The following is a 20,229-nucleotide window of genomic DNA, read 5'->3' as shown; positions in this document are numbered from 1 at the left end:
AAATTACAGCTTTTTTGAATAGAGCAAATGTATCTGGATAGACTATAGCATCCCGAAAATACCCGCCTTGGAAACAATGATTAAATGCGTACTTTTGCGCTCTTTTAGCAACGATTTCAACAAATGCGCCTAGCAATACCGAATAACAAACTATTATTGCCGCTGCTTCTCGGGCTCTGTGGCAGCGCCGCAGCACAGCAACGAACAGATTCTTCCCTGCCGGCTTACCATCTTGATGAGGTGATTGTCCAGGAAAACAGGCTGGCAGCGCCGGTAAAGGCGATCAACCGGAATATTACCATTATTACCCGTAAGCAAATTGAAGCCATGCCGGTTACTTCTATCACGGAAGTGCTGAGCTATGTACCGGGGCTCGATGTAAGACAACGCGGTCCTGCAGGTATCCAGGCCGATATAGGTATTGATGGCGGTACTTTTGACCAGACCCTCATCCTGGTCAATGGGGTGAAAATTACCGACCCGCAAACCGGGCACAACGTGATGAACCTGCCGGTATCTTTAAACGATGTGGATCATATAGAGGTGCTGAAAGGCGCCGCTGCCCGTATTTATGGCATCAATGCATTGAATGGCGCTATCAATATCGTGACACGCAAAGCCACAGAAAATGGTATAGGGATAAATGCCAGTCTCGGTAGCAGCTTTAAAAAGAACGAGAAAGGCAATCTATATGGGGCTGTAGGATTCGGCGCCAACGGCGCCCTGGTAAAGAAAGGCAATAGCCAGTCTTTGTCTTATAGCCGTAACCAGGGCAATGGATACCGCTATAACACCGATTTCGATAACTACCGGGCCTTTTACCAGGCGGCCTTTGAAAACGACTCCCTTCACAAATACAATGTCATGGCGGGATTTGTGAGCAACGATTACGGCGCTAATGGTTTCTATGCTGCTCCGGGCGACCTCAACTCCAAAGAAACAGTAAAAACTGTGCTGGCCGCCGTTAGCAACACTTCCCGGATCAATCCCAATTGGGTTATGGCGCCACGTATCAGTTATCGGTATACGAAAGATGATTACGTTTACATTAAGCCCGATCAGTACCGCAATCTCCATAATACCCACGTGGTAGACGCAGAGCTGAATAATACCTTCAATACGCATATCGGTACTTTCGGCGCCGGTGTGGAAGGGCGTTATGAACATATTAAGAGTACGAGTCTCGGTAACCACGACAGAACTAACCTGGGACTGTTCGGAGAATATAAATCCATTGCCGACCGCCGTTTTACCTTTACCGTCGGGGGATACCTGAACTATAACTCCTTCTATGGTTGGCAATTTTTCCCGGGTGCAGATGTTGGTTTTAACTTGACGCCAACGCTGAAGCTCTATGCCAATGCGGGTACCGCCCAGCGGCTTCCTACCTATACCGATCTTTATTACAAAGGGAAAGGTATTATCGGTAACGAAAACCTGGGACCGGAAAAAGCCCAATATGCAGAGCTTGGATTACGTAAGTTTACCGGCCAATTCTCCTATGGCGCGTCCGCATTTTACCGCCAGGTTAATAACTTTATCGACTATGTAAAAGATACCGCAGGCGTGAGCAATCCGGCAACGCTCAACTGGCAGCCGCAAAACTTCCAGCGGGCAGATATGAAAGGATTCCGGTTAAATGCCGGTTATAATACCACCTTGCAGGCCCATGGTATATTCAATAGCCTGGGTATCAACGCCGGTTATAACTATCTTTCGCCTTCCTTTAAAGGAGATGCACTCTCTACTAAAATATCCCGGTATGTCATTGAAAGCCTGCGTCATCAGTTCAGCGCCAATGTTCAAACTACCGTGTGCCAATATTTCAATATCTCTGCTGCCGCGCGTTACAATATGCGTATTAATTATAAGGACTATACAGTTATCGATGCCCGCATAGCGTACAAGCGTGCCCGTTACCAGGTGTATATAGATGCCAATAACCTGCTGGACGTTACCTATATTGAAGCGGCTGCAGTGCCCATGCCTGGCAGATGGATTACCCTGGGAGGCGGATATAGGTTCTAACGATATATCAAATGAAAGCAACGGGCGCCTGACTATCCAGGCGCCCGTTGCTTTTAGGGAATGGCGTAATGAAAAATGAATGCGTTATTTGGCATTAGCTACCAATACAACATCCAGGTCGAAGTCATCATAGATTGCTTTATCCCCGATGCCTTCAAAGAAGCTTTTAGAGCCATATTTAATATTGTATTTGGTACGATCCACCTTGATGACCGCCCTTGCAGTGAGCTTGTCGCCAATCACAGTTACAGTAGCAGGGAAAGTGATCAGATTAGTGATGCCTTTAATAGTTAACTTACCGCTTACTTCATAATTGCCATCACCTTTCGTTACAACGCTGGTTGTAGTAAAGTTGGCCGACGGATATTTTTCTACGGAGAAAAAATCTTCGCTTTTCAGATGACCAAGTAGTTTGGCGTTGCTGCCCCCGTCTTTAATGTCGGTCACTGCTATGGTGCGGGTATCAAGTGAGAAACTTCCTCCTTTCAGGATATTGTTTTCAACGTCCAGTTTACCATCTGCGATGTTGATAGTACCCTGGTGTTGACCGGTTACTTTTTTACCTGTCCAGTTCAGTTTACTTTCTTTACTGTCTACCAGGAATACAATTGTTTTCCTGGCCGTAATAGTTTTGGTTGGCTTTTCTCCATTGTCAACAGTAGCAGGCGTGGTAAAAGACATGAGGATAACAGATCCTCCAATAAAGAGCAGAGATGCTAATCGTTGCATATATGTGTGTGTTTAATTTGCTGCAATTTAAGCGGGACAAGCGGATTAGCAGTTACGGGATCCGGAAAATAATGTTAAAATTATTTTTCTTCGTTGGTTATTCGCTTCGATGCTTTTCGCCTTTAGCTTTCTGCTTAAAAAGGGGTATTTTTGCGCCTTAAACAATTCCCGACTTGAGTAGTACTGTTTTTTTTATAACGCCGCCATTTACACAGTTGAACACGCCATATCCGGCCACTGCTTACCTGAAAGGATTTTTGAATACCAAAAATATTGCATCCTTCCAGGCCGACCTGGGTATTGAAGTGACTTTGCGTTTGTTTTCCAAAGGGGGATTGCAGCAACTGTTTGCGCATATTGCCGCGCATCCGCCGCAGGAAATGACGGAGAACATAGCCCGTATACTGGTATTGCAGGAAGATTATATAGACACGATAGATGCGGTGATTTTGTTCTTGCAGGGAAAGAACCCTACGCTGGCACATCTCATCTGTAAACGGGATTATTTGCCGGAGGCAGCCCGCTTTGAACAGCTGGATGATCTGAACTGGGCTTTTGGCTCCATGGGTACGCAAGACCGGGCAAAACACCTGGCTACCATGTACCTGGAAGATTTGTCGGACCTGATCATGGCATGTGTAGACCCGCATTTTGGCTTTAGTCGTTATGCAGAGCGCTTAAGCCGCTCCGCCAACAGCTTTGATGAACTTTATGATGCCTTACAGGCCGAGTATACTTATATCGATCAGATTTTAACCGAATTATTTGCCGCGCATATGGAGCGGGTGCAACCAGCCATGGTAGCTATTTCTGTGCCCTTTCCCGGAAACCTCTACGCAGGGTTGCGCTGCGGGCAATGGATCAAACAACATTACCCGGATGTGAAAGTAGCTATGGGAGGCGGTTTCCCGAATACAGAGCTGCGTTCACTGGCTGATGCCCGGGTATTTGAATTCGTGGATTTCATCACCCTGGATGATGGAGAGGCGCCGCTGGAAAACCTGTTGCAGTTCCTGGAAGGACGAAAAACCGCCGCGGAGCTGAAACGTACCTTCCTGCTGGCCAATGACCAGGTGACCTATGTAAACGATAAGGCCACGCATGATTACAAACAATCGCAGCTGGGCACCCCGGATTATACCGATCTGCTGCTGGATCAGTATATTTCGGCTATCGAGGTGGTAAACCCCATGCACAGCCTCTGGAGCGATGGGCGCTGGAATAAGCTCACCATGGCGCATGGCTGCTATTGGGGAAAGTGTACCTTTTGCGATATTTCACTGGACTACATAAAGATTTATGAGCCCATTACAGCGTCGCTGTTGTGCGACCGTATGGAAGAAATCATCGCGCAAACCGGGCAAAACGGCTTCCACTTTGTAGACGAAGCCGCGCCGCCAGCACTGATGCGGGCGCTAGCGCTGGAAATCATCCGCCGTAAGCTCACCGTAAGCTGGTGGACCAATATCCGTTTCGAGAAGAGCTTTACCCGAGATCTGTGCCTGCTGTTAAAAGCATCCGGTTGTATTGCCGTTTCCGGCGGGTTAGAAGTAGCATCCGACCGGTTGCTGGGCCTCATACAGAAAGGTATCACGGTGGCCCAGGTGGCCCGTGTAAACCGCCATTTTACCGAAGCGGGTATCATGGTGCACGCCTACCTGATGTATGGTTTTCCTACGCAAACCGCGCAGGAAACCATTGATGCCCTGGAAATGGTACGGCAGATGTTTGCCGCAGGGATCCTGCAATCGGCCTTCTGGCACCAGTTTACCATGACGGCCCATAGCCCGGTAGGACTGGAGCCCGCAAAATTCAAGGTAGAAAAAGAAACAACCGCTATAGGCGCCTTTGCCAACAACGATATCCAACACATTGACCCTACGGGGGCAGACCATGAAAGCTTTAGCTATGGCCTGAAGAAGTCGCTGTTGAATTATATGCATGGGGCCTGCCTGGATTATCCTTTGTCGAAATGGTTTGAGTTTAAAGTGCCCAAAACCTCCGTGACGCCCGATTTTATTGTGAAAGCCTTATTGGAAGAGGAAGCAGGGGTGATCAAGCCCACGTCAAAAGTGATATACCTGGGCAAGCAACCAGCTATGGAAATCATTACCAAATCAAAGAAGGGTAGTACCTGGGAGATGTCTTCTTTTACCTTCCAGGGTAAAAGGGAGAAGATAAACATCAGCGTGCAACCGGAGCAAGGGGCCTGGTTAGCGGGCATGCTGCAACAGCTGGCTGTATCCAATCCTAAAACGCATACCCTCCAGGAAGTGAAAGACAGCTATGAAGCGGCGGGGCTGGAGGATTTCGAGCTTTTCTGGGATAATAAGCCGGTGAATGGATTACACCGGGTAGGGTTGTTAAAATTATAGGCAGTCGGTGGAAACGATCGATTTTTTTGCTTACCGGGTATTTTCCCGGTATTAAGCATGACTGAAAAGTTAAATATTTGTTTCCATTAAACTGACCTACTATGAGTGATCAAATGTCCTTTGCAGGCTATGGTTGTGATGACCAGGGCCATCTGAATCCCAGCACCGAGCAACTGGATTACCGGATGCCATTTACCGATGCGGTGCAAACCTTTGGAATGCCGATAACCGTGGCGGCCTATTTTGGGATGCTGAACAACTTCTATAAGCAGTTGATCGCAAACCCTGAATTACTTCAATTTTTTAACGGTACTTTCTTTGTAGATTTCAGTAAAGCATCGTTACTGCGTATCCTGAGCCAGGAAGGCTGTGAGTTTATCCGCTTCCATTTTGCTATTCCGGAAGCCAACAACAAGATCAGCCTGGTAGCAGAAGGGCTTACCCTTAGCCAGGACCAGGTGGGATATCCGCAGTTGCTGGCAAAAGCCACCACTAATACGATGGTGCATGATGCTATTGATCCTAAGATTGAAGAAAGAGGCAACGGCGCGCCTTATCCGCCACCGTTGAAAGCCTTGTTCGATTTACTCAGGGCGCAAGGGTCCCCGCTTGCGACAGTAGACCTGGGTACAATACTTTAATGTCAACATTGAATCTAAACCTTTGTGCCAATGAACGGATGGGTATATGCTTATTATGTACTGCTGGTAGCCTGTTTTATTATCAGTTTGTTTCACCTGGAATACCGGGAAGTAAAGATATTGACCGTATTGCTGGCAGTATCCATTATCACGGAAGTGATCGTGGAGTTGATTGGTACAAAGGGATTAGGCTTTTTTATAGTATACCATTTCTTTGTGGTGCTGGAATATAGTCTGATAACAATTATTCTTCGATCAGGGATCAGGGACTATCGCTGGAGATTATTAATGGGTGTCTCTATTTTTATATTCAGTATAGTTTCCCTGTTTTACAGCTTTGTATTGGGAGGATGGCATGCCTTTCCCGGCATTAACATCACAATAGAAAGCTTTTTGGTCATCTGCTGGTGCCTTTTATCCTTTTTTTCAATAACCCCGGATAGTGAAGCGTCTATATTTCAGCACCCGATTTTTTGGTTAACCCTTGCTTTTTTTATTTACTTCGCCGCTTCGGTAAGTGTTAATGCATTCTATAACCTTTTGCTGGAGAACGACACCAACAGGGCCCGGCACTTTTTCGCGGTTTTGAACTCATTATCCAATTACCTGTTGTATATTATGCTGATAAAAGGCATAGTATGCTTCCGGTCAAACAGGATCTCTTTGTAGCAGTGGTTTTTATTTCATTGTTGGTTACCATCATGGGACTGGTGGTAGTAGCTGCAGTGATTAGTTATAAGAAAAAGCAGGATGCTTATTTACACCAGCTTAAGCTTATGAAAGAAGATTACGACAAACAGCTCATGTGGTCCCAGATTGAAATGCAGGAAGAAGCCTTTGCCCACCTGGGGCAGGAACTGCATGATGATATAGGCCAGTTACTGAGCAGCACCAAACTCCTGATTAATGTAACCCAACGGAGTATGGAGGCTATTCCCGATACCTTGCAGGCAGCGGAAGATACGTTGGTATTAGCCATTCAGCATCTTCGGGCGCTGTCAAAATCATTCAGCCGCCAATGGCTCGACCAGTTCAGTATGATAGATAACCTGAAGGCAGAAGTAGACCGGATTAACTCCAGCAGGGCCATTGCAGTAAAGTTTACCCATGAACTGATGGTACTACCCCTGCAGGCGGAACCACAGATCATCCTGTTTCGTATTATCCAGGAAGCTATTCAAAACTGTATCAAGCATGCCCGTCCACAGGTGATTGATATCAGTATCCGGAAAGATGCCAGTGAGCTCATCGTCATTATTGCCGATGATGGCGCTGGGTTTGATAAGGCCGGCATGGCTTCTATCGGCATGGGGATCCGTAATATGCAGCACCGTACGCGGCTGCTGGGTGGGGATATCCGTTGGGAGGTAACTACTTCCGGAGGTACGGCTGTTTTAATTACATTACCGTTAGAATAATTTTAATCTATGAAAATCCATATTGGCATTGCAGATGACCACCAACTCTTCCTCAAATCACTTAGTTTACTGATTGGTGGTTTTGAAGGCTTCCAGATTGTAGCGGAGGCGATGAACGGAAAAGAAATGCTGGATAAATTACAACTGTTGCCCACCCCGCCCGACATGCTTTTACTGGATGTAAATATGCCGGTAATGGATGGCGCAAAAACTACAGAAGCCGTTTTAAAGCTATACCCCGGTGTAAAAGTGATTGCGCTGTCGATGAAAGATAACGATGCTACCATCGTTGAAATGCTGAAAGCAGGCTGCTGTGCTTATCTCCTGAAAGATATCCATCCCACAGAACTGGAAAAAGCGCTACGGGAAATATACAGCACCGGCACCTATTACAATGATGCGGCCAACGTAAACTACCGCCGCCTGCTACTCCAATCCGAACAAAAGCAAACCCTCACCGAGCGGGAACATGAGTTCCTGACCCTGGCCTGCAGCGATCTTACCTATAAAGCGATTGCCGCTAAAATGAATGTTACTGAAAGAACCGTAGACGGATACCGGGAAATCCTGTTTAATAAACTAAATGTGCAAAGCCGTACCGGTATGGTGTTGGAAGCGCTGCGCCGGCAACTGGTGTCGTTATAGTTTTCACCGCCGGGATGCCGCCGTTTACCGGTATTTCGGCGGTCTTTGCCTTTTTAGCTCCTGGCAAACAGGTGATTGTTGTACTTTCGACCTGCGTTTAAAACCCGCTTCCAATGAATGAACAATCACCTGCGAGCGCATCACCCATCCTGGATGTGCAGCACCTCAATGTCAGCTATGGCACATTCCAGGCGGTAAGAGAGGTATCTTTCAGCGTATATGGCGGCGAAATTTTCGGTTTACTGGGACCCAACGGCGCCGGTAAAACCAGTACGCTCAGTGCGGTGGAAGGTCTGTTAAAACCCGATACCGGCACCATCACCGTGGCCGGGTATGATACCCGTCAAAAGCCCCTGCATGCCCGGGCTAACATGGGTGTACAATTACAGGCAACCAGTTTCCAGCCGGAGCTGACCATCGCAGAAATTATCCGCCTCTTTGCCAGCATCTACGGTGTTAACCTGGACGATGCCTCTGTTAAGGAAAAGCTGGGGGCCATCAACCTGGAGGCTGCCGCAGGTAAGAAAATCGCTGAGCTATCAGGCGGACAACAACAACGGGTATCCCTGATCATTTCCACTATACATAATCCCCAACTGGTGCTGCTGGATGAACCTACCACAGGGCTCGACCCACAGTCGCGGCGGCAGCTGTGGGAGCGAATGGAATACTTCCGCAACAACGGGCACGCCGTATTACTCACTACCCATTCCATGGAAGAAGCCGAGGCTGTTTGCGACCGGATCGCAATCATTGACCACGGACGGATTATTGCCATTGATACGCCGGAAGCGCTGATCGATAAGCACCGGCATGATCCCGAAGTGCTGAAAGCAATGAGGAAAGGGAAAGTAACCCTAGAAGATGTTTTTATTGGCTTAACGGGAACGGCCGTACGTTCTTAAAAATATACCTGTTATGTTGGAAACAAGCATACCTAAAAATAGCGCGGTACTGGCAGCTTTGCTGAGAGCCGATTTTACCATCCTTTGGCGCAACCGTCGTTCCCTGCGACTGGTATTATTGCTGCCGCTGATCATTCTGTTTTCCTGGAAAGGCCTGGTAGATAAGTTGGGTGGCGTATTTGTACTTTCCTCCTGTATCACTATTGGTCTTACCAGTATAGGCCTGATGGGTTATACCAACGCTATTGCGCGGGATCGCGACCGCGGCGTTTTTCAGCGGTTAAGGGTAGGCCCGGTATCGGCATGGACCATTATGACCAGTCGCTTGCTGGTACAGGTGGCCATGATCCTGCTCATGACGATATTGATATTTATTGGCGGTTATTTCGTAGATCATATACAGCTTTCACCTGCCGGATATATAGCCGGACTACTGCTGGCCATGTTGGGGGGCGCCGTATACCTTGGTATGGGACAGGCGATTGTAGGGCGTATTAAAAATCCGGATACAGTTAACTCAACCACCCGACTGGTGTATTTCGTGTTTATCATGATTGGTATGTTTGGCGAGTTTGGTATGCTGGGAGAGATATTAGGAAAGGTCGTGGTATGGTCGCCCTACGGTGTAGTGAGGAGGGTATTGGCTTCCAGCTTGGCGCCGGCTACTTGGACTACAGAAAATACTTACGCGTTGCTGGCATCGGTGGGGTATGCTGCGATATTTATTGTATTGGGCGTGAAATGGTTTAAGTGGGAGAGTAAGTAACGGGGATCAAATTTACAGGGAGATGGTATTTATCCATCTCCCTGTAAAATACAATGATTATCTGGCTGCTTTCATTTTCGAGTTGATAAATTCCCATTCATTGAGGTGAGTATTCCGGTGTTCTTTTTTCACGATGGCGTCAAATTCTTTTAGCAGGTCGGCGTGCATGCCGGCAACATCGTGTTCTTCTGCTTTATCTTTATTGAGGTCGTACAGCTCCCAGTTGGCGCCGGGATTTTTCTTCAGCCCATTTTTAATGCCTTTCCACTGACCCATGCGAATGGCAATAGCCCCGCCCTTTTCCGGGTATTCGAAGTAGATATATTTCCTGGTGGCTTGTTGCGCATGTTTTCCTGTCATTTCCGGTAACAGGGAGATACCATCATTTGCGGGGGCCTTAATGCCGGCAATTGCTGCCAAAGTAGCCATTATATCGTATTGTACGCCCGGTAGCTCGGACGTTTTGCCAGCCGGTATTTTGCCAGGCCAGCGGGCAATGAGCGGTTCGCGGATACCTCCTTCATAGAGGTCCATCTTTAATCCCCTGAGGCCGCCGGTGCTGTTGAAGAACTGCGGATCTACCCCGCCATTAAACGTGGTGCCGTTATCGCTCGAAAACAGGATGATGGTATTATTGTCCAGTCCCAGCCTGGCTACCAGTTGCATAATGATACCTACCTGTGTGTCGAGATAAGTGATCATGGCCGCATAGGCTGATAGGGGATATTTATGTGCGGCATACCCCTGCTGGCCATAGTAGGGCTTTTCATCGAACTGCCCGATATAGCGTTGCACGGCGCTATCGGGCACTTGTAGCGACACATGGGGGAGGGTATAAGGCAGGTAGAGGAAAAAGGGTCCGTTACGATGACTGCTGATAAACTGTGTGGCTTTTTTCGTCATTTCATCTACCGCATAATCTTTTCCTTTGAAATAATCGAAATCCTGGTCGGTAGCGGTTTTAGGGTCTACATGGCGGTGTACATCGATAAAGGTATTGTGGAGGCTGTCGGCTTTCCCGTTTTCCCATAGATGGGTAGGGTAGTAGTTATGTGCCTGTTTCTGATCGAGGTAGCCGTAGAAATAGTTAAAGCCCTGATTATTTGGACTACCGGTAGTAAAAGGCATGCCCAGGCCCCATTTGCCGATGGTGGCGGTGGTGTAACCGGCTTGTTGGAGCATGTGACCAATGGTAACGGTACCTTCCGGCAGCGGCATTTGTCCTCCTTCCAGCGAGTCGGCAAAACCGCCCATTTCATAGTTGCCACGTATGTAGGAATGTCCACCATGGCGGCCGGTGAGCAGCATACATCGCGCGGGTGCGCATACCGGCGTGCTGGTATAAAACTGGTTAAAGTGGATGCCTTCAGCTGATAAGCGATCGAGGTGAGGTGTTTTTATTTTTTGTTGGCCATACGGGCCTGTTTCTCCGTAGCCCAGGTCATCCGCATAAATGAAGATGATATTGGGCTGTTGCCGCGATTGTGCTGTCATTGCCAGGCAATATAGCAGCACAGCAACAAATAAGGAAGCAGCTTTCATTATAACGTGTTTTTGCGTCAAGATAAGCTGCGGGTGGCGAAAATACTACGATTTTATTGCGCAAGCGTTTGCGTACGGATGATGACTTCATCTATCCGGTGGTGATCCATTTTTTTAACTTCGAAGCTTACCTGGTTCAACAGCACTTTTTCGCCGGGAGCCGGAATATGTGCCAGTTTATCGATAAGGAGGCCCGCTATGGTGATATCTTCTTTTTCATATTCCCGCAGCCATTCGAAGTTGAGGGTTTCTCGGATGTAGCTTAACCTCGTGTAACCATATGTGAGCCAGCTTTTATCGGGTTGTTGTACGAGATATCGTTCCCGGGCGTTATAACCGGGGAGGCTGCCGCCCAGCAGGCCGGATACAATATCATGGTAGGAAATGACGCCTTCACATTCGCCGTATTCGTTGATCACTACGCCCATGTTTGTGTTTTCGCGGCGCAGTTGCTGAAAAATATCATATACCGCTTGGTTGATCGCCAGGAAAGAGACAGGTGCCATCAGCTCCGGCAACGGTTTCTCGGGGTACAGGAAGAATTCTTTCGCACCCAGCGCGCCTAACACTTCTCTTTCGCTGGCTACCGGAAAGGTGCGATGAATGCTACGTTTGATCGTTTCCGTTATTTCGTCCCGGTTCATACGGTCGTTGATATACGTAATCATGCTGGCGGGTGTCATGATGTTTTCTGCGGTAAGGTCATAAGCAGAGAAGAGATTTTTATGCAGGGTAAATTCGCCTTTGTCGATCAGTCCCTGTTTATAGGCTACGATGAGCATGCCACGGAGGTCATTCTCCGTTAGTTTTTCCTCGTGGATAGCATTAATATTAAACAGGCCCAGTATGGACTTGGTACTGGCAGTGAGTAGTTTAATAAAAGGCCAGGTTACGCGGGAGAAGAATATCATAGAGGGTGTAATGAGATAAGATACTTTCGTAGGGTTAACCAGTGCCAGGGTTTTGGGGATGAGCTCACCTATCACAATAGTGAGGTAAGTAATCGTTCCCACGCCGGTGATGAGCGCCGTAAGATGAGCCACCGCCCTATGCATGCCCCAGCCCCTGAAAACGGGCTCCAGCCAGGCGGCCATGAGGTCGCCTCCATAGAGACCTTCCAGTATACCCACCAACGTTATACCTACCTGTACCGCGCTGAGGTATTCATCGGGATCTTTCACCAGCTTAAGCACGCTGGCAGCCCTGGCGTTGCCGCTATCAGCCTGTTGTTGCAGGGTGGTCTTATCTACGGATATCAGCCCGATCTCCGCAATAGAGAAATAGAAATTGAGTGCAATGAGAAGGACAATGATGAGGATAGAAATCATAATCAGCATAGTTGTTACCTGGATTAACAACTCCTGGCATAGATTGTTTATGGCATATATAACTGAGAAAATATTTCACCGGAAATTTTTGGAAAAAAGAAATCGCTGCTTATCTTTGCAACCCCTGACACAATATCAGTTGCCCAGATGGCGAAATTGGTAGACGCACTGTGTTCAGGTCGCAGCGCCCGCAAGGGTGTGCTGGTTCGAATCCAGTTCTGGGCACTAAAGTGGACAAATCGAGATTACTCTTGGTTTGTCCATTTTTATTTTTATCTAAACCCGCGTCCAGCGCGTATATTAGCCTCACAGCTTCGTTGAGGCGGGCGGTTCGATAATGGCTTCCGTAAAAAGTGAGTTTTTCCGGGAAAATCGAACCATATATTCTTTTAAAATTGAGTTATTCTCTCACTGCATTAACTTTCAATTAACGCATACTATTCTTTGGGTATTTAACTTTCAGGTCATTCATTTAACCTGAAAAAACTGCATTCCTCTATATTGGATTGCTGATAAGAATAAGTACAATGGCAAAAAAGAAAAGTGTAACGTTAATCGATCAATCTTTATTCATCGAGCTTTCCGAGCTTATCGAGCAAAGTCAACAGCAAGTATTTTCATATGCTAACAGTACTCTTACGCTACTTTTCTGGCGGATTGGCCAACGCATTAATGATGAAATCCTTAAAAATAAGCGGGCGGAGTATGCTAAGCAGATTGTGTCGACACTGTCGACACAATTAAAAAGCCACTATGGAAGAAACTTTGAGATAAGAAATTTAAGAAGAATGCTTCAATTTGCTGAGCAATTCACAGATCTGGAGACAATCCAACCATTGTCACGACAGCTAAGCTGGTCGCATTTTGTGGAATTACTACCGTTGAAGCACCAGGAAGCAAGGCTTTTCTATGCACAACTAGCCGTTGATCAGACGGATTACAAAACACATATATGGAAAAGGATCTCGAAGAAGCAATACTTCGGGAACTAGAAGCTTTCATATTGGAGCTGGGCAAAGGGTTTGCCTTTATAGAGCGTCAGAAAAGGATGATTATTGATGGCGAAGATTTTTATTTAGACCTATTGTTTTACCACCGAAATTTAAAACGTCTGGTAGCTGTTGAGCTGAAACTGGGAAAGTTCGAAGCCCAGCATAAGGGACAAATGGAATGATATTTAAAGTGGTTGGATAAATACGAAAAACAAGCAGGAGAGCAATCTCCGATTGGTTTAATCTTATGTGCCGAAAGCAGACGAGAACAAGTAGAATTGCTGGAAATGCATAAGGATGGGATCATGGTAGCGGAATATTGGACAGAACTACCTCCTAAAAAAGAACTGGAGAAAAAAATACATCATCTCTTCATTGAAGCTAAAGAAAGGATTGAACGGAAGAAGGTGCTGGAGTAATAGCTTGGTCAATTATATTTCAAATGCAGGAGCATGATGAAATTGATCGTTTGGGTTTTACCAAAACATAGCTGGCAACCAGGCAATGACCAGTTAATAATACTCTCTTTTCATCAGCAAGTAAATTTCAAAAGATCCCTTTCTAGCTGGTGAAAAAGAATAATAAATCCCCTGGACTAATAACTGACCTTGAATTGCGTATTATCCGGAAGTAACCTTTGGTTCGAGAAAAGTACACTCCGGTGCATGTAATAGGCTTGTAAGTAATTGACTTACAGGCCTTTTTTAATTCTTTCAAGTGTCAATTATGAACATGCTGCAAAGATTAAGTAAGAAAGGAGATAAAATCATAGAAAAGAATCACAACAAACAAGCACTATCACTTATAGAAATTAAAAAAAAGCCAGCTAGCCATCGAGCAGCAAGCAATTGGCAGTGCTTTTATTCCTTCTCATAAGTTTAAAGCCAACTTTTTGGAATACTATGAAGAATACGTAACGGTCAACACACGTAAAGGGAACCGCCGCTTAACCAATAGCCTTAAACAATTCAGGAATTTCATTAAGGCTGATTTTATTGCACCAATTGACATCAGCGAGAACTTCTGTAAATGCTTCCGACAATACCTATTGGACAATTTTACCGGAGAAACGCCATTGAACTACTACTCCAGATTTAAATGAGTTTTAAAGGCGGCGACAAATGATGGTTACTACAAAGTGAATCCAACGGAATATGTCAACGCTAAATCTAATCCAAGCAAGAAGCGAAGAGAAAATCTGGAAGCTGAGGAATACATTCCGCTCCTACAAACACCTTGTATAAATGAAGAAGTAAAAGAAGCCTTTATTCTATGCTGCTATACAGGCCTTAGGCATGTTGACGCTGATTTATTAATGGGTGCAATAGAATACTAAAGAAATGGATGGCAGATACTGGCATTGATAAGCTTATTACCTGGTCATGTGCTCGGTTGAGCTTCTCTATTTTGTTACAGGATAATAATGTGGACGATGCAACTGTAGCCTACTTAATGGGACATACTACCACTGATCAAGTTAGAAAAACATATAAAAGACATAGACCCAAAGATCAGACGGTAACTATTAATCACCTAGTCCTGAACTAATGCCTTACTTCCTGAATTTATCAAACTAAATGCAGAAGAGGGCGTCTCAAAAATAACTGAGACGCTCTCTTCTTTTTTTAATCTTTTAATCCGAGATATGCTTTTACAGCAGCATAATTGGACCAGTTTACCGGAGCAGCCGATCTTGCCTGCGCATTGCCGGGTATGATCATGTAACGGTATTGTTGATACTTCTTGCCATTGACAGACCGCGTACCCACATCCGCATTGGCATACAATTCAATCTTCTGTGTGTAAGCCGATACATCGATTCTAAGACCTGATTGAGCAGTATAAGGCAACGAATAAATGACAGGATCACTTATATCGTTGGAGTTGATGTATACTTTTACATCTACGCTGCTTAACAGCTCTTTGGTGAGTTTAGGGGCGTCGATAGTGGCATAATAACCTATCGTATCAATTCTACCACCTGCAAGGTGTATGGTATCCGGCTTAAACGGCACATCCAGCCATCCGGAATAGAACACAGTGCCAACGCCGGAATCACCTTTGGGGCCAGTATCGCCTTTGGGGCCATTTGCGCCGGCAGGACCAACGGCACCATCTTTACCGCAGGATATCATGAACATAACAAAAAAAAGCCCTGACAGCAGGGCTAATGGGGAAATAAGGTTGTGTCTTTTCATATTTAAATTAGTGTTAACGGCATGAAAGGTTAGGGGTTTCACACCTGATTTTGATTAGGGAAACTAAAATACAAATTAATCCGACAATTTTTTATCACCACATGATAAGTACAGACCCATGTACGCCGCCTCCTGGTGCGTGGAAGAGGAATCTTAGTAAAGAAAGAGGCTGTCTCGCAAATTGAAGTGCCCCAAAAGGTTAGACACTTTTGGGGCACTTCAATTTGCGAGACAACCTCTTTTAAATTTTGCTCAATTCTTATCCCAACCCTCTCTTTTTCATACAGAAATATTTTCTTGCGTATTACGCTTGAATTCAGGCTCAAGCTCTAACAATCAGCTCTAAAACATAAAAATGGACTTCCCGACAACATGCTTAAAAGTCATATTAAATATCGAAAGCTTGCGATCTATACCCAACGCCGCTTTGCAGGCTTTGAGAGAAGGATGTGATACCCCTTTGCTCTATATTCTAGCAGGATTCTCAGATTACGATGACACTTCCGACATCCTACATTATTACGATATTGCATTACATGAACCAGGTATTGAATGCCGGATAAATCCACCGCAGCCCTTGAAGTAGCACTTTCCATAGCTGATGAGATATTTGATAATAAAAGAGATGTTATCGAAGTAACCACGAAAATAGAAAGGATAGCTATTGGGCATCTAAATGGCTGCACTGGCCATGATAATGCGAGTGTCCTTACAAGCGGCAGCATATATTCCAGAAGAAAGGCAGCGATACTTGAAATGCAAAATTTTTCACCTCAAGCCTTAAGGAAGGAAGATGATTATTTGAATTTTAAGAGGAAGCAGAAAGAATAATGTGATTTTATTGAATTATACTCTAAGCCAGTCAGCTGAAATCTGTGTAATAGTCCTATTACATTTTCATGATAATTATAAATTGAAAACATTAGATAAAAGTTTCATTATCAACATGAACTGGTTCGATAATATTCCCCTAGTGGGCACTAAAAACCGCAAAGAAATGTTTTCTTTGCGGTTTTTTTTATTAACGGCTGTTCTCTGCATTATTCATTCACCCAAAGACTCCACTTAGCATCAAACTTGTACCATTTACCGTCTGAACCTTCCCACTTCCAGTCTGGTACTTCGCTCCATTGTTTACCATCTGTACTCCAGACAAGTTTGCCCTGATAAATTTTAAGCCATTTGCCCTCTTTGTCTGCCCACAGGCCATCCTTTACCGCTGCCCATTTCTTTCCGTCTGCACTCCACCAAAGACTGGCATTTTTGTCCAGTTTATACCAGTATATTTTTCCATCCTTCATGCCAGGCCATGTCCCAGTGGTTGATTTTTTCCATTCAACCGCGGGTGCGTGTATGCTGAGGGATAAGTTGGTATTGGCCATTGACGTGTCCACGTTGCTGATAATGAGTAACATTACCATCGCTGTACTAAGCAATTTGAATATCTTTTTCATGTTTTAGTATTTAAATTTTGTTTTGAAATTATACGATAAAAGGTTTTACGATGGCCAGCACCTGGTTGGCTGTAAGCGGTTCATCAAAACTTTCGCTTGCAGCATTTGCGTTCACAAAGTTCTGTATGTTTATCCCAGCCTGGGTTGTGAGTTCCTCGCCGTTATAGCTGGCCTGTACTGCACTGCCAATGCCGCCTGTATCGTTCCCGGTTATCCAGGGTTTAATGTTGGCGCCTCTGGCCTTGCGCATCTGGCGTATGTGAGAGGCGTGCCTTGCTTCAACTGAATGGATTTGCAATGCAGCTGTCAGTACTGCGTGGTTGGAAATCAGATCCCCCGCTCTGCCTTTATAGGCCCTGACTCCGGTGTCTTCAAAAGTTTGGGCCACCGCCAGGAAGGTATCATAGTTAGTGAATACATTGGCAAAGGTCCCACCTGCTGTAAAGTCGAATGTTGGTTTTGATACAGGCGTTGCACCGAGCGAGTTAAGAGTGGTTTTCAAAAACGCAACGTGGGCGTTTTCGTGGTCCCTGATGGTATTGATAGCTCCAACAGCAGGAGTACCGGCGGGAACAACACCTGAAGCAGCTCCTTTGGTATAGAACTCGGCTTCCAGGTATTCAAGCGTGAGTGCATAATTTAGAACGGAAGATACGTCGCCGGTAGATTGTCCGTAGGCCGTTTTGAACATACTACCCAATGCGAAAGGTATCGCAGCCATAGCAATTTTGCCGCCTATTTTCGCGAATTGTTGCATTGCGCCTCGTCTACTATCAAGGCGATCATGCAACTCCGGATCTATCTTTTCGATTGACGATATAATATTTGCGAGATTCATAACTACTTTTTTTCAGGATGAATGTTTGGAGACTTCAGGATGTTGGAAGATTACCTGCGTAGAGTTTCGATTTAAGGAATACACTGGCTGTCGCCAATACATCGGTAGGTTTACTGGAAAGGTCGAGACCATTCAAATTAACGACTGTATTGTCGGCAAAAGAACCATTACTGATAAGATCGCGTATCAGCGCAGCGTGACGGGCTTCAACGGATACAATCTTACCTGCCAGCAGCAGGTAGCTGCTGTTTTTAATAAGTTGCCCCGCCCCATTATAGGCTGAAACGCCAAGATCTTCGAATGCCTTCGCGGTAGCAAGTACACTGTCGCGACTTCCAAAATTTACTGAAGAGAAATTTACCTCAAGGCTTTTGATCGCCATTGTTCCTAAGGCAGCCTTAAAAAACTCACGGTGCGCTATTTCATGATCACGTATATCTGTCAGCAACAACTGCTCATTGGCAGTCATTCCGCTGAAGGGGCTACTAATTACCTGCGTGTAGAAGGCCGCTTCCAACTGTTCCAGTGCGTATGCACAATTAAGTATCCCCATGTCGCCAGCTCCAAGATCAATACTACCGGGCGGCACGGTATTTTTGTCGTCTTTGTCTTTTCTGCATGCTGCAATCACAGTAGCGGAGGTAGCGGCGAGCCCCAGGTAAGAGAGAAATCTTCTCCGCCCCGGCATTTCGGGCAATGAAAGGCTGTTATTGCCATGCGCCGGCAAAAGAGTGTTTTTGTTGTCCATAATTCAGATGTTAGGTTACATAATCATTCAAGAATAGTTTTGGGTTGCATGGAAGCATACTTACAGCTGACTTGTTTTCGTTGATGCCAGTCAGTTGCCATCTGAGATACGAGATGTTTTCTCTAAAAGTTTGGTTGGTTGATTTTTTTAAAAAATAAAGCCGCCTTATTGAGGCGGCTTCTGCATTTGAATCTGCTGACGTGAACAACTACCAGCTATTTATGATTTCACATTTCCGATTACGAACATTTGGTCCAGCGTTGGAGTTGGGCTTCCGCCCGTCTTTTCAAGGGTGATGGCAAATGTCTGAGCGCCGGTTACCTGCTTCTGATGACAGAGAAAAGACGCGCAGTTTGATATTATGCCGGCATCCACCGGTTTCCCATCTATCAGTGCCCACAGTTGATATTGTTTGCCGGATGGTGTGGGAGGAAGATTATTGACCATCAGATATACGTCCTTGCTCTCTGTATCCCAGTATACGGTGGCAAGGCTACCTTCCTTCCCTGTAACGCCAGTCAGCGGTATTTTGATCACACCTGGCTCAGACAAAACCTTCAGTTCATGATCGAAAGTTATTAATCGTGCCTGATAAGCCTGATTCTCCGCAAGTACTTGAATTTGGTCTTTTTGAAGCGATATAAAATCACCGGTGGCTTTAGTATATTTTTTATAGAGATAAACATTCCCTGCGGTACTTGCGAACAGGGCAAGCAGTAATGCAGCAGCTATAAATTTTAAACGGCGGTTGATGAAATGTACAGGTTGGGATGTAACAGCAAATTCTTTATTGAGAGATTGCAGCAACTGATCCTTAAGAGCGCCAGGCGCGGGGCGACCGGTAGCTTCTGAAAATTCACGAAGCCATTGTTCCCGTTCCTTTATTGCAGCAGCAATTGCAGGATATTCGAGACGAAGGCGCTGAAGTTCAGCAACTTCTTCTGCATCTGCCATGCCTAATACATAGCTTTCAATCACTCCACTTTCTATGTATGCCTTGATATCCACGTTAAAGATTGATCTTTTTTTTAAGTTGTAATAATGCTGCTCTTAATCGTGTTTTAACTGTTCCCAAGGGTATTTGTTCCATCGTTGCAATTTCTTTTTGAGTATACCCCTCAAAATAAGATAATTCGATGACGGTCTTATATTCTTCTTTTAAGGTATAAACTATTTTCCGTAGCTCAGGAAGGTCAGATAAGGGCCGCGATTTATCAGGCAACTGGGCATAGTCCTCAGTTAAACTATTATTCCGCTTACTGTTTCGCCATTCCTTGCTGCGAACAAGGTCAATAGCTGTACTACGGGCAATGTTGAACATCCAGGTAAACAGCTTTCCTTTGCCAGGATCATAGTTGTCGATCAACCGCCAGATTTTTATAAATACCTCCTGAAGAATATCTGTCGCGATATTGGCATCCGGAATTATATTGTAAATTACGCCATTCAGTGCAGACGAATAATGATCGTACAGGTAGCTGAAAGCAGCTTGCTCGCGTTGCTTTAATCCATTTACCAGTTGCTGTTCGGTAATGTATGTTTGTGGTTCCTTCAAAGCCAGATATATTCAAATGCGCATGTATTTACGAAATACATTTTTGAAAAGTTTGCCTGAATAAAAA

Annotated in this window: 22 protein-coding genes and 1 tRNA gene; 14 read left to right on the top strand and 9 right to left on the bottom strand. The window is 45.4% G+C overall.

Annotation, left to right across the window (positions count from 1 at the left end; genetic code table 11):
• The first annotated feature begins 123 nt into the window (after positions 1-123).
• Positions 124-2,028 carry a TonB-dependent receptor plug domain-containing protein gene (locus HGH90_RS00185; RefSeq protein WP_168765499.1) on the top strand — a complete coding sequence of 635 codons (1,905 nt, stop codon included), beginning with the start codon at positions 124-126 and terminating at the stop codon, positions 2,026-2,028.
• A gap of 84 nt (positions 2,029-2,112) precedes the next feature.
• Here the strand turns inward: HGH90_RS00185 and HGH90_RS00180 are convergent, their stop codons facing one another.
• Complete coding sequence (locus HGH90_RS00180; RefSeq protein WP_169190062.1) at positions 2,113-2,757, bottom strand: YceI family protein; 645 nt, start codon at positions 2,755-2,757, stop codon at positions 2,113-2,115.
• Between the two features lie 173 nt (positions 2,758-2,930).
• On the opposite strand from HGH90_RS00180, the gene HGH90_RS00175 reads away from it, so the two are divergent.
• From HGH90_RS00175 to HGH90_RS00145, 7 genes are all read left to right on the top strand, one after another.
• A complete protein-coding gene (locus tag HGH90_RS00175; protein WP_169190061.1) occupies positions 2,931-5,132 on the top strand; it encodes a B12-binding domain-containing radical SAM protein in 2,202 nt (733 codons plus the stop codon).
• A gap of 101 nt (positions 5,133-5,233) precedes the next feature.
• Complete coding sequence (locus tag HGH90_RS00170) at positions 5,234-5,773, top strand: hypothetical protein (RefSeq protein WP_168765493.1); 540 nt, start codon at positions 5,234-5,236, stop codon at positions 5,771-5,773.
• A gap of 30 nt (positions 5,774-5,803) precedes the next feature.
• Positions 5,804-6,442 carry a hypothetical protein gene (locus tag HGH90_RS00165; RefSeq protein WP_168765492.1) on the top strand — a complete coding sequence of 213 codons (639 nt, stop codon included), beginning with the start codon at positions 5,804-5,806 and terminating at the stop codon, positions 6,440-6,442.
• Positions 6,412-7,191, top strand: coding sequence for a sensor histidine kinase (locus HGH90_RS00160; RefSeq protein ID WP_168765491.1), 780 nt, complete (start codon positions 6,412-6,414; stop codon positions 7,189-7,191). The genes HGH90_RS00165 and HGH90_RS00160 overlap by 31 nt, the downstream gene beginning before the upstream one ends.
• Positions 7,192-7,200: 9 nt before the next feature.
• Positions 7,201-7,836, top strand: a complete 636-nt coding sequence (locus tag HGH90_RS00155) for a response regulator transcription factor (RefSeq protein WP_168736699.1) — start codon at positions 7,201-7,203, stop codon at positions 7,834-7,836.
• 113 nt (positions 7,837-7,949) lie between these two features.
• Entirely contained in the window at positions 7,950-8,741 is a 792-nt protein-coding gene (locus HGH90_RS00150; protein WP_169190060.1) for an ABC transporter ATP-binding protein, read from the top strand.
• A gap of 13 nt (positions 8,742-8,754) precedes the next feature.
• Positions 8,755-9,507: an ABC transporter permease gene (locus tag HGH90_RS00145; protein WP_168765489.1), complete on the top strand. Its 753-nt coding sequence runs from the start codon at positions 8,755-8,757 to the stop codon at positions 9,505-9,507.
• Between the two features lie 57 nt (positions 9,508-9,564).
• On the opposite strand, the gene HGH90_RS00140 is transcribed toward HGH90_RS00145, so the two are convergent.
• Positions 9,565-11,049: an arylsulfatase gene (locus HGH90_RS00140; protein WP_169190059.1), complete on the bottom strand. Its 1,485-nt coding sequence runs from the start codon at positions 11,047-11,049 to the stop codon at positions 9,565-9,567.
• A gap of 53 nt (positions 11,050-11,102) precedes the next feature.
• Positions 11,103-12,386, bottom strand: a complete 1,284-nt coding sequence (locus HGH90_RS00135; RefSeq protein WP_168765487.1) for a hemolysin family protein — start codon at positions 12,384-12,386, stop codon at positions 11,103-11,105.
• Positions 12,387-12,518: 132 nt separating this feature from the next.
• Here HGH90_RS00135 and HGH90_RS00130 point away from each other — a divergent pair.
• The 5 genes from HGH90_RS00130 to HGH90_RS32190 all read left to right on the top strand — a co-directional run bounded on the left by HGH90_RS00130 (position 12,519) and on the right by HGH90_RS32190 (position 14,471).
• A tRNA-Leu gene (locus HGH90_RS00130) sits at positions 12,519-12,602 on the top strand.
• 302 nt (positions 12,603-12,904) lie between these two features.
• Complete coding sequence (locus tag HGH90_RS31570; RefSeq protein WP_211172558.1) at positions 12,905-13,369, top strand: DUF1016 N-terminal domain-containing protein; 465 nt, start codon at positions 12,905-12,907, stop codon at positions 13,367-13,369.
• On the top strand, positions 13,330-13,551 hold the full coding sequence (locus tag HGH90_RS31565) for a PDDEXK nuclease domain-containing protein (RefSeq protein WP_211172557.1): 222 nt from the start codon (positions 13,330-13,332) through the stop codon (positions 13,549-13,551). The genes HGH90_RS31570 and HGH90_RS31565 overlap by 40 nt, the downstream gene beginning before the upstream one ends.
• 12 nt (positions 13,552-13,563) lie before the next feature.
• On the top strand, positions 13,564-13,788 hold the full coding sequence (locus HGH90_RS31560; RefSeq protein WP_211172556.1) for a PDDEXK nuclease domain-containing protein: 225 nt from the start codon (positions 13,564-13,566) through the stop codon (positions 13,786-13,788).
• A 473-nt stretch (positions 13,789-14,261) separates the two neighbouring features.
• Positions 14,262-14,471, top strand: coding sequence for a phage integrase SAM-like domain-containing protein (locus HGH90_RS32190; RefSeq protein ID WP_168765484.1), 210 nt, complete (start codon positions 14,262-14,264; stop codon positions 14,469-14,471).
• 523 nt (positions 14,472-14,994) lie between these two features.
• Here HGH90_RS32190 and HGH90_RS00115 read toward each other — a convergent pair.
• Positions 14,995-15,567, bottom strand: coding sequence for a collagen-like protein (locus HGH90_RS00115; protein WP_169190058.1), 573 nt, complete (start codon positions 15,565-15,567; stop codon positions 14,995-14,997).
• A 552-nt stretch (positions 15,568-16,119) separates the two neighbouring features.
• Between HGH90_RS00115 and HGH90_RS00110 the strand changes: the two genes are divergently transcribed.
• The gene (locus tag HGH90_RS00110; RefSeq protein ID WP_169190057.1) at positions 16,120-16,398 is read left to right on the top strand and encodes a hypothetical protein; all 279 of its coding nucleotides are present in this window, start codon (positions 16,120-16,122) and stop codon (positions 16,396-16,398) included.
• 209 nt (positions 16,399-16,607) lie between these two features.
• On the opposite strand, the gene HGH90_RS00105 is transcribed toward HGH90_RS00110, so the two are convergent.
• The 5 genes from HGH90_RS00105 to HGH90_RS00085 all read right to left on the bottom strand — a co-directional run bounded on the left by HGH90_RS00105 (position 16,608) and on the right by HGH90_RS00085 (position 20,162).
• Complete coding sequence (locus HGH90_RS00105; RefSeq protein ID WP_168765482.1) at positions 16,608-17,021, bottom strand: hypothetical protein; 414 nt, start codon at positions 17,019-17,021, stop codon at positions 16,608-16,610.
• A 28-nt stretch (positions 17,022-17,049) separates the two neighbouring features.
• The gene (locus HGH90_RS00100; RefSeq protein ID WP_169190056.1) at positions 17,050-17,859 is read right to left on the bottom strand and encodes a ferritin-like domain-containing protein; all 810 of its coding nucleotides are present in this window, start codon (positions 17,857-17,859) and stop codon (positions 17,050-17,052) included.
• Between the two features lie 34 nt (positions 17,860-17,893).
• Complete coding sequence (locus HGH90_RS00095) at positions 17,894-18,607, bottom strand: ferritin-like domain-containing protein (RefSeq protein WP_169190055.1); 714 nt, start codon at positions 18,605-18,607, stop codon at positions 17,894-17,896.
• Positions 18,608-18,826: 219 nt separating this feature from the next.
• Positions 18,827-19,615, bottom strand: coding sequence for an anti-sigma factor domain-containing protein (locus tag HGH90_RS00090; RefSeq protein WP_169190054.1), 789 nt, complete (start codon positions 19,613-19,615; stop codon positions 18,827-18,829).
• Position 19,616: 1 nt separating this feature from the next.
• The gene (locus HGH90_RS00085) at positions 19,617-20,162 is read right to left on the bottom strand and encodes an RNA polymerase sigma factor (protein ID WP_168765478.1); all 546 of its coding nucleotides are present in this window, start codon (positions 20,160-20,162) and stop codon (positions 19,617-19,619) included.
• Between the last annotated feature and the right edge of the window lie 67 nt (positions 20,163-20,229).

This window comes from Chitinophaga sp. Ak27 (assembly GCF_012726295.1).
GTDB lineage: Bacteria > Bacteroidota > Bacteroidia > Chitinophagales > Chitinophagaceae > Chitinophaga.
The sequence above is the reverse complement of the archived record's forward strand: the minus strand, read 5'-3'. Positions and strand labels throughout refer to the sequence as shown.

Bases quoted from the DNA above. Each gene is read 5' to 3' on its own strand.
- HGH90_RS00105 (WP_168765482.1), bottom strand. From the start codon at position 17,021: ATGAAAAAGATATTCAAATTGCTTAGTACAGCGATGGTAATGTTACTC.
- HGH90_RS00095 (WP_169190055.1), bottom strand. From the start codon at position 18,607: ATGGACAACAAAAACACTCTTTTGCCGGCGCATGGCAATAACAGCCTT.
- HGH90_RS00170 (WP_168765493.1), top strand. From the start codon at position 5,234: ATGAGTGATCAAATGTCCTTTGCAGGCTATGGTTGTGATGACCAGGGC.
- HGH90_RS00110 (WP_169190057.1), top strand. From the start codon at position 16,120: ATGCCGGATAAATCCACCGCAGCCCTTGAAGTAGCACTTTCCATAGCT.
- HGH90_RS00180 (WP_169190062.1), bottom strand. From the start codon at position 2,757: ATGCAACGATTAGCATCTCTGCTCTTTATTGGAGGATCTGTTATCCTC.
- HGH90_RS00115 (WP_169190058.1), bottom strand. From the start codon at position 15,567: ATGAAAAGACACAACCTTATTTCCCCATTAGCCCTGCTGTCAGGGCTT.
- HGH90_RS00160 (WP_168765491.1), top strand. From the start codon at position 6,412: ATGCTTCCGGTCAAACAGGATCTCTTTGTAGCAGTGGTTTTTATTTCA.
- HGH90_RS00150 (WP_169190060.1), top strand. From the start codon at position 7,950: ATGAATGAACAATCACCTGCGAGCGCATCACCCATCCTGGATGTGCAG.
- HGH90_RS31565 (WP_211172557.1), top strand. From the start codon at position 13,330: ATGGAAAAGGATCTCGAAGAAGCAATACTTCGGGAACTAGAAGCTTTC.
- HGH90_RS00135 (WP_168765487.1), bottom strand. From the start codon at position 12,386: ATGCTGATTATGATTTCTATCCTCATCATTGTCCTTCTCATTGCACTC.
- HGH90_RS00100 (WP_169190056.1), bottom strand. From the start codon at position 17,859: ATGAATCTCGCAAATATTATATCGTCAATCGAAAAGATAGATCCGGAG.
- HGH90_RS00185 (WP_168765499.1), top strand. From the start codon at position 124: ATGCGCCTAGCAATACCGAATAACAAACTATTATTGCCGCTGCTTCTC.
- HGH90_RS00165 (WP_168765492.1), top strand. From the start codon at position 5,804: ATGAACGGATGGGTATATGCTTATTATGTACTGCTGGTAGCCTGTTTT.
- HGH90_RS00155 (WP_168736699.1), top strand. From the start codon at position 7,201: ATGAAAATCCATATTGGCATTGCAGATGACCACCAACTCTTCCTCAAA.
- HGH90_RS31570 (WP_211172558.1), top strand. From the start codon at position 12,905: ATGGCAAAAAAGAAAAGTGTAACGTTAATCGATCAATCTTTATTCATC.
- HGH90_RS00145 (WP_168765489.1), top strand. From the start codon at position 8,755: ATGTTGGAAACAAGCATACCTAAAAATAGCGCGGTACTGGCAGCTTTG.
- HGH90_RS00140 (WP_169190059.1), bottom strand. From the start codon at position 11,049: ATGAAAGCTGCTTCCTTATTTGTTGCTGTGCTGCTATATTGCCTGGCA.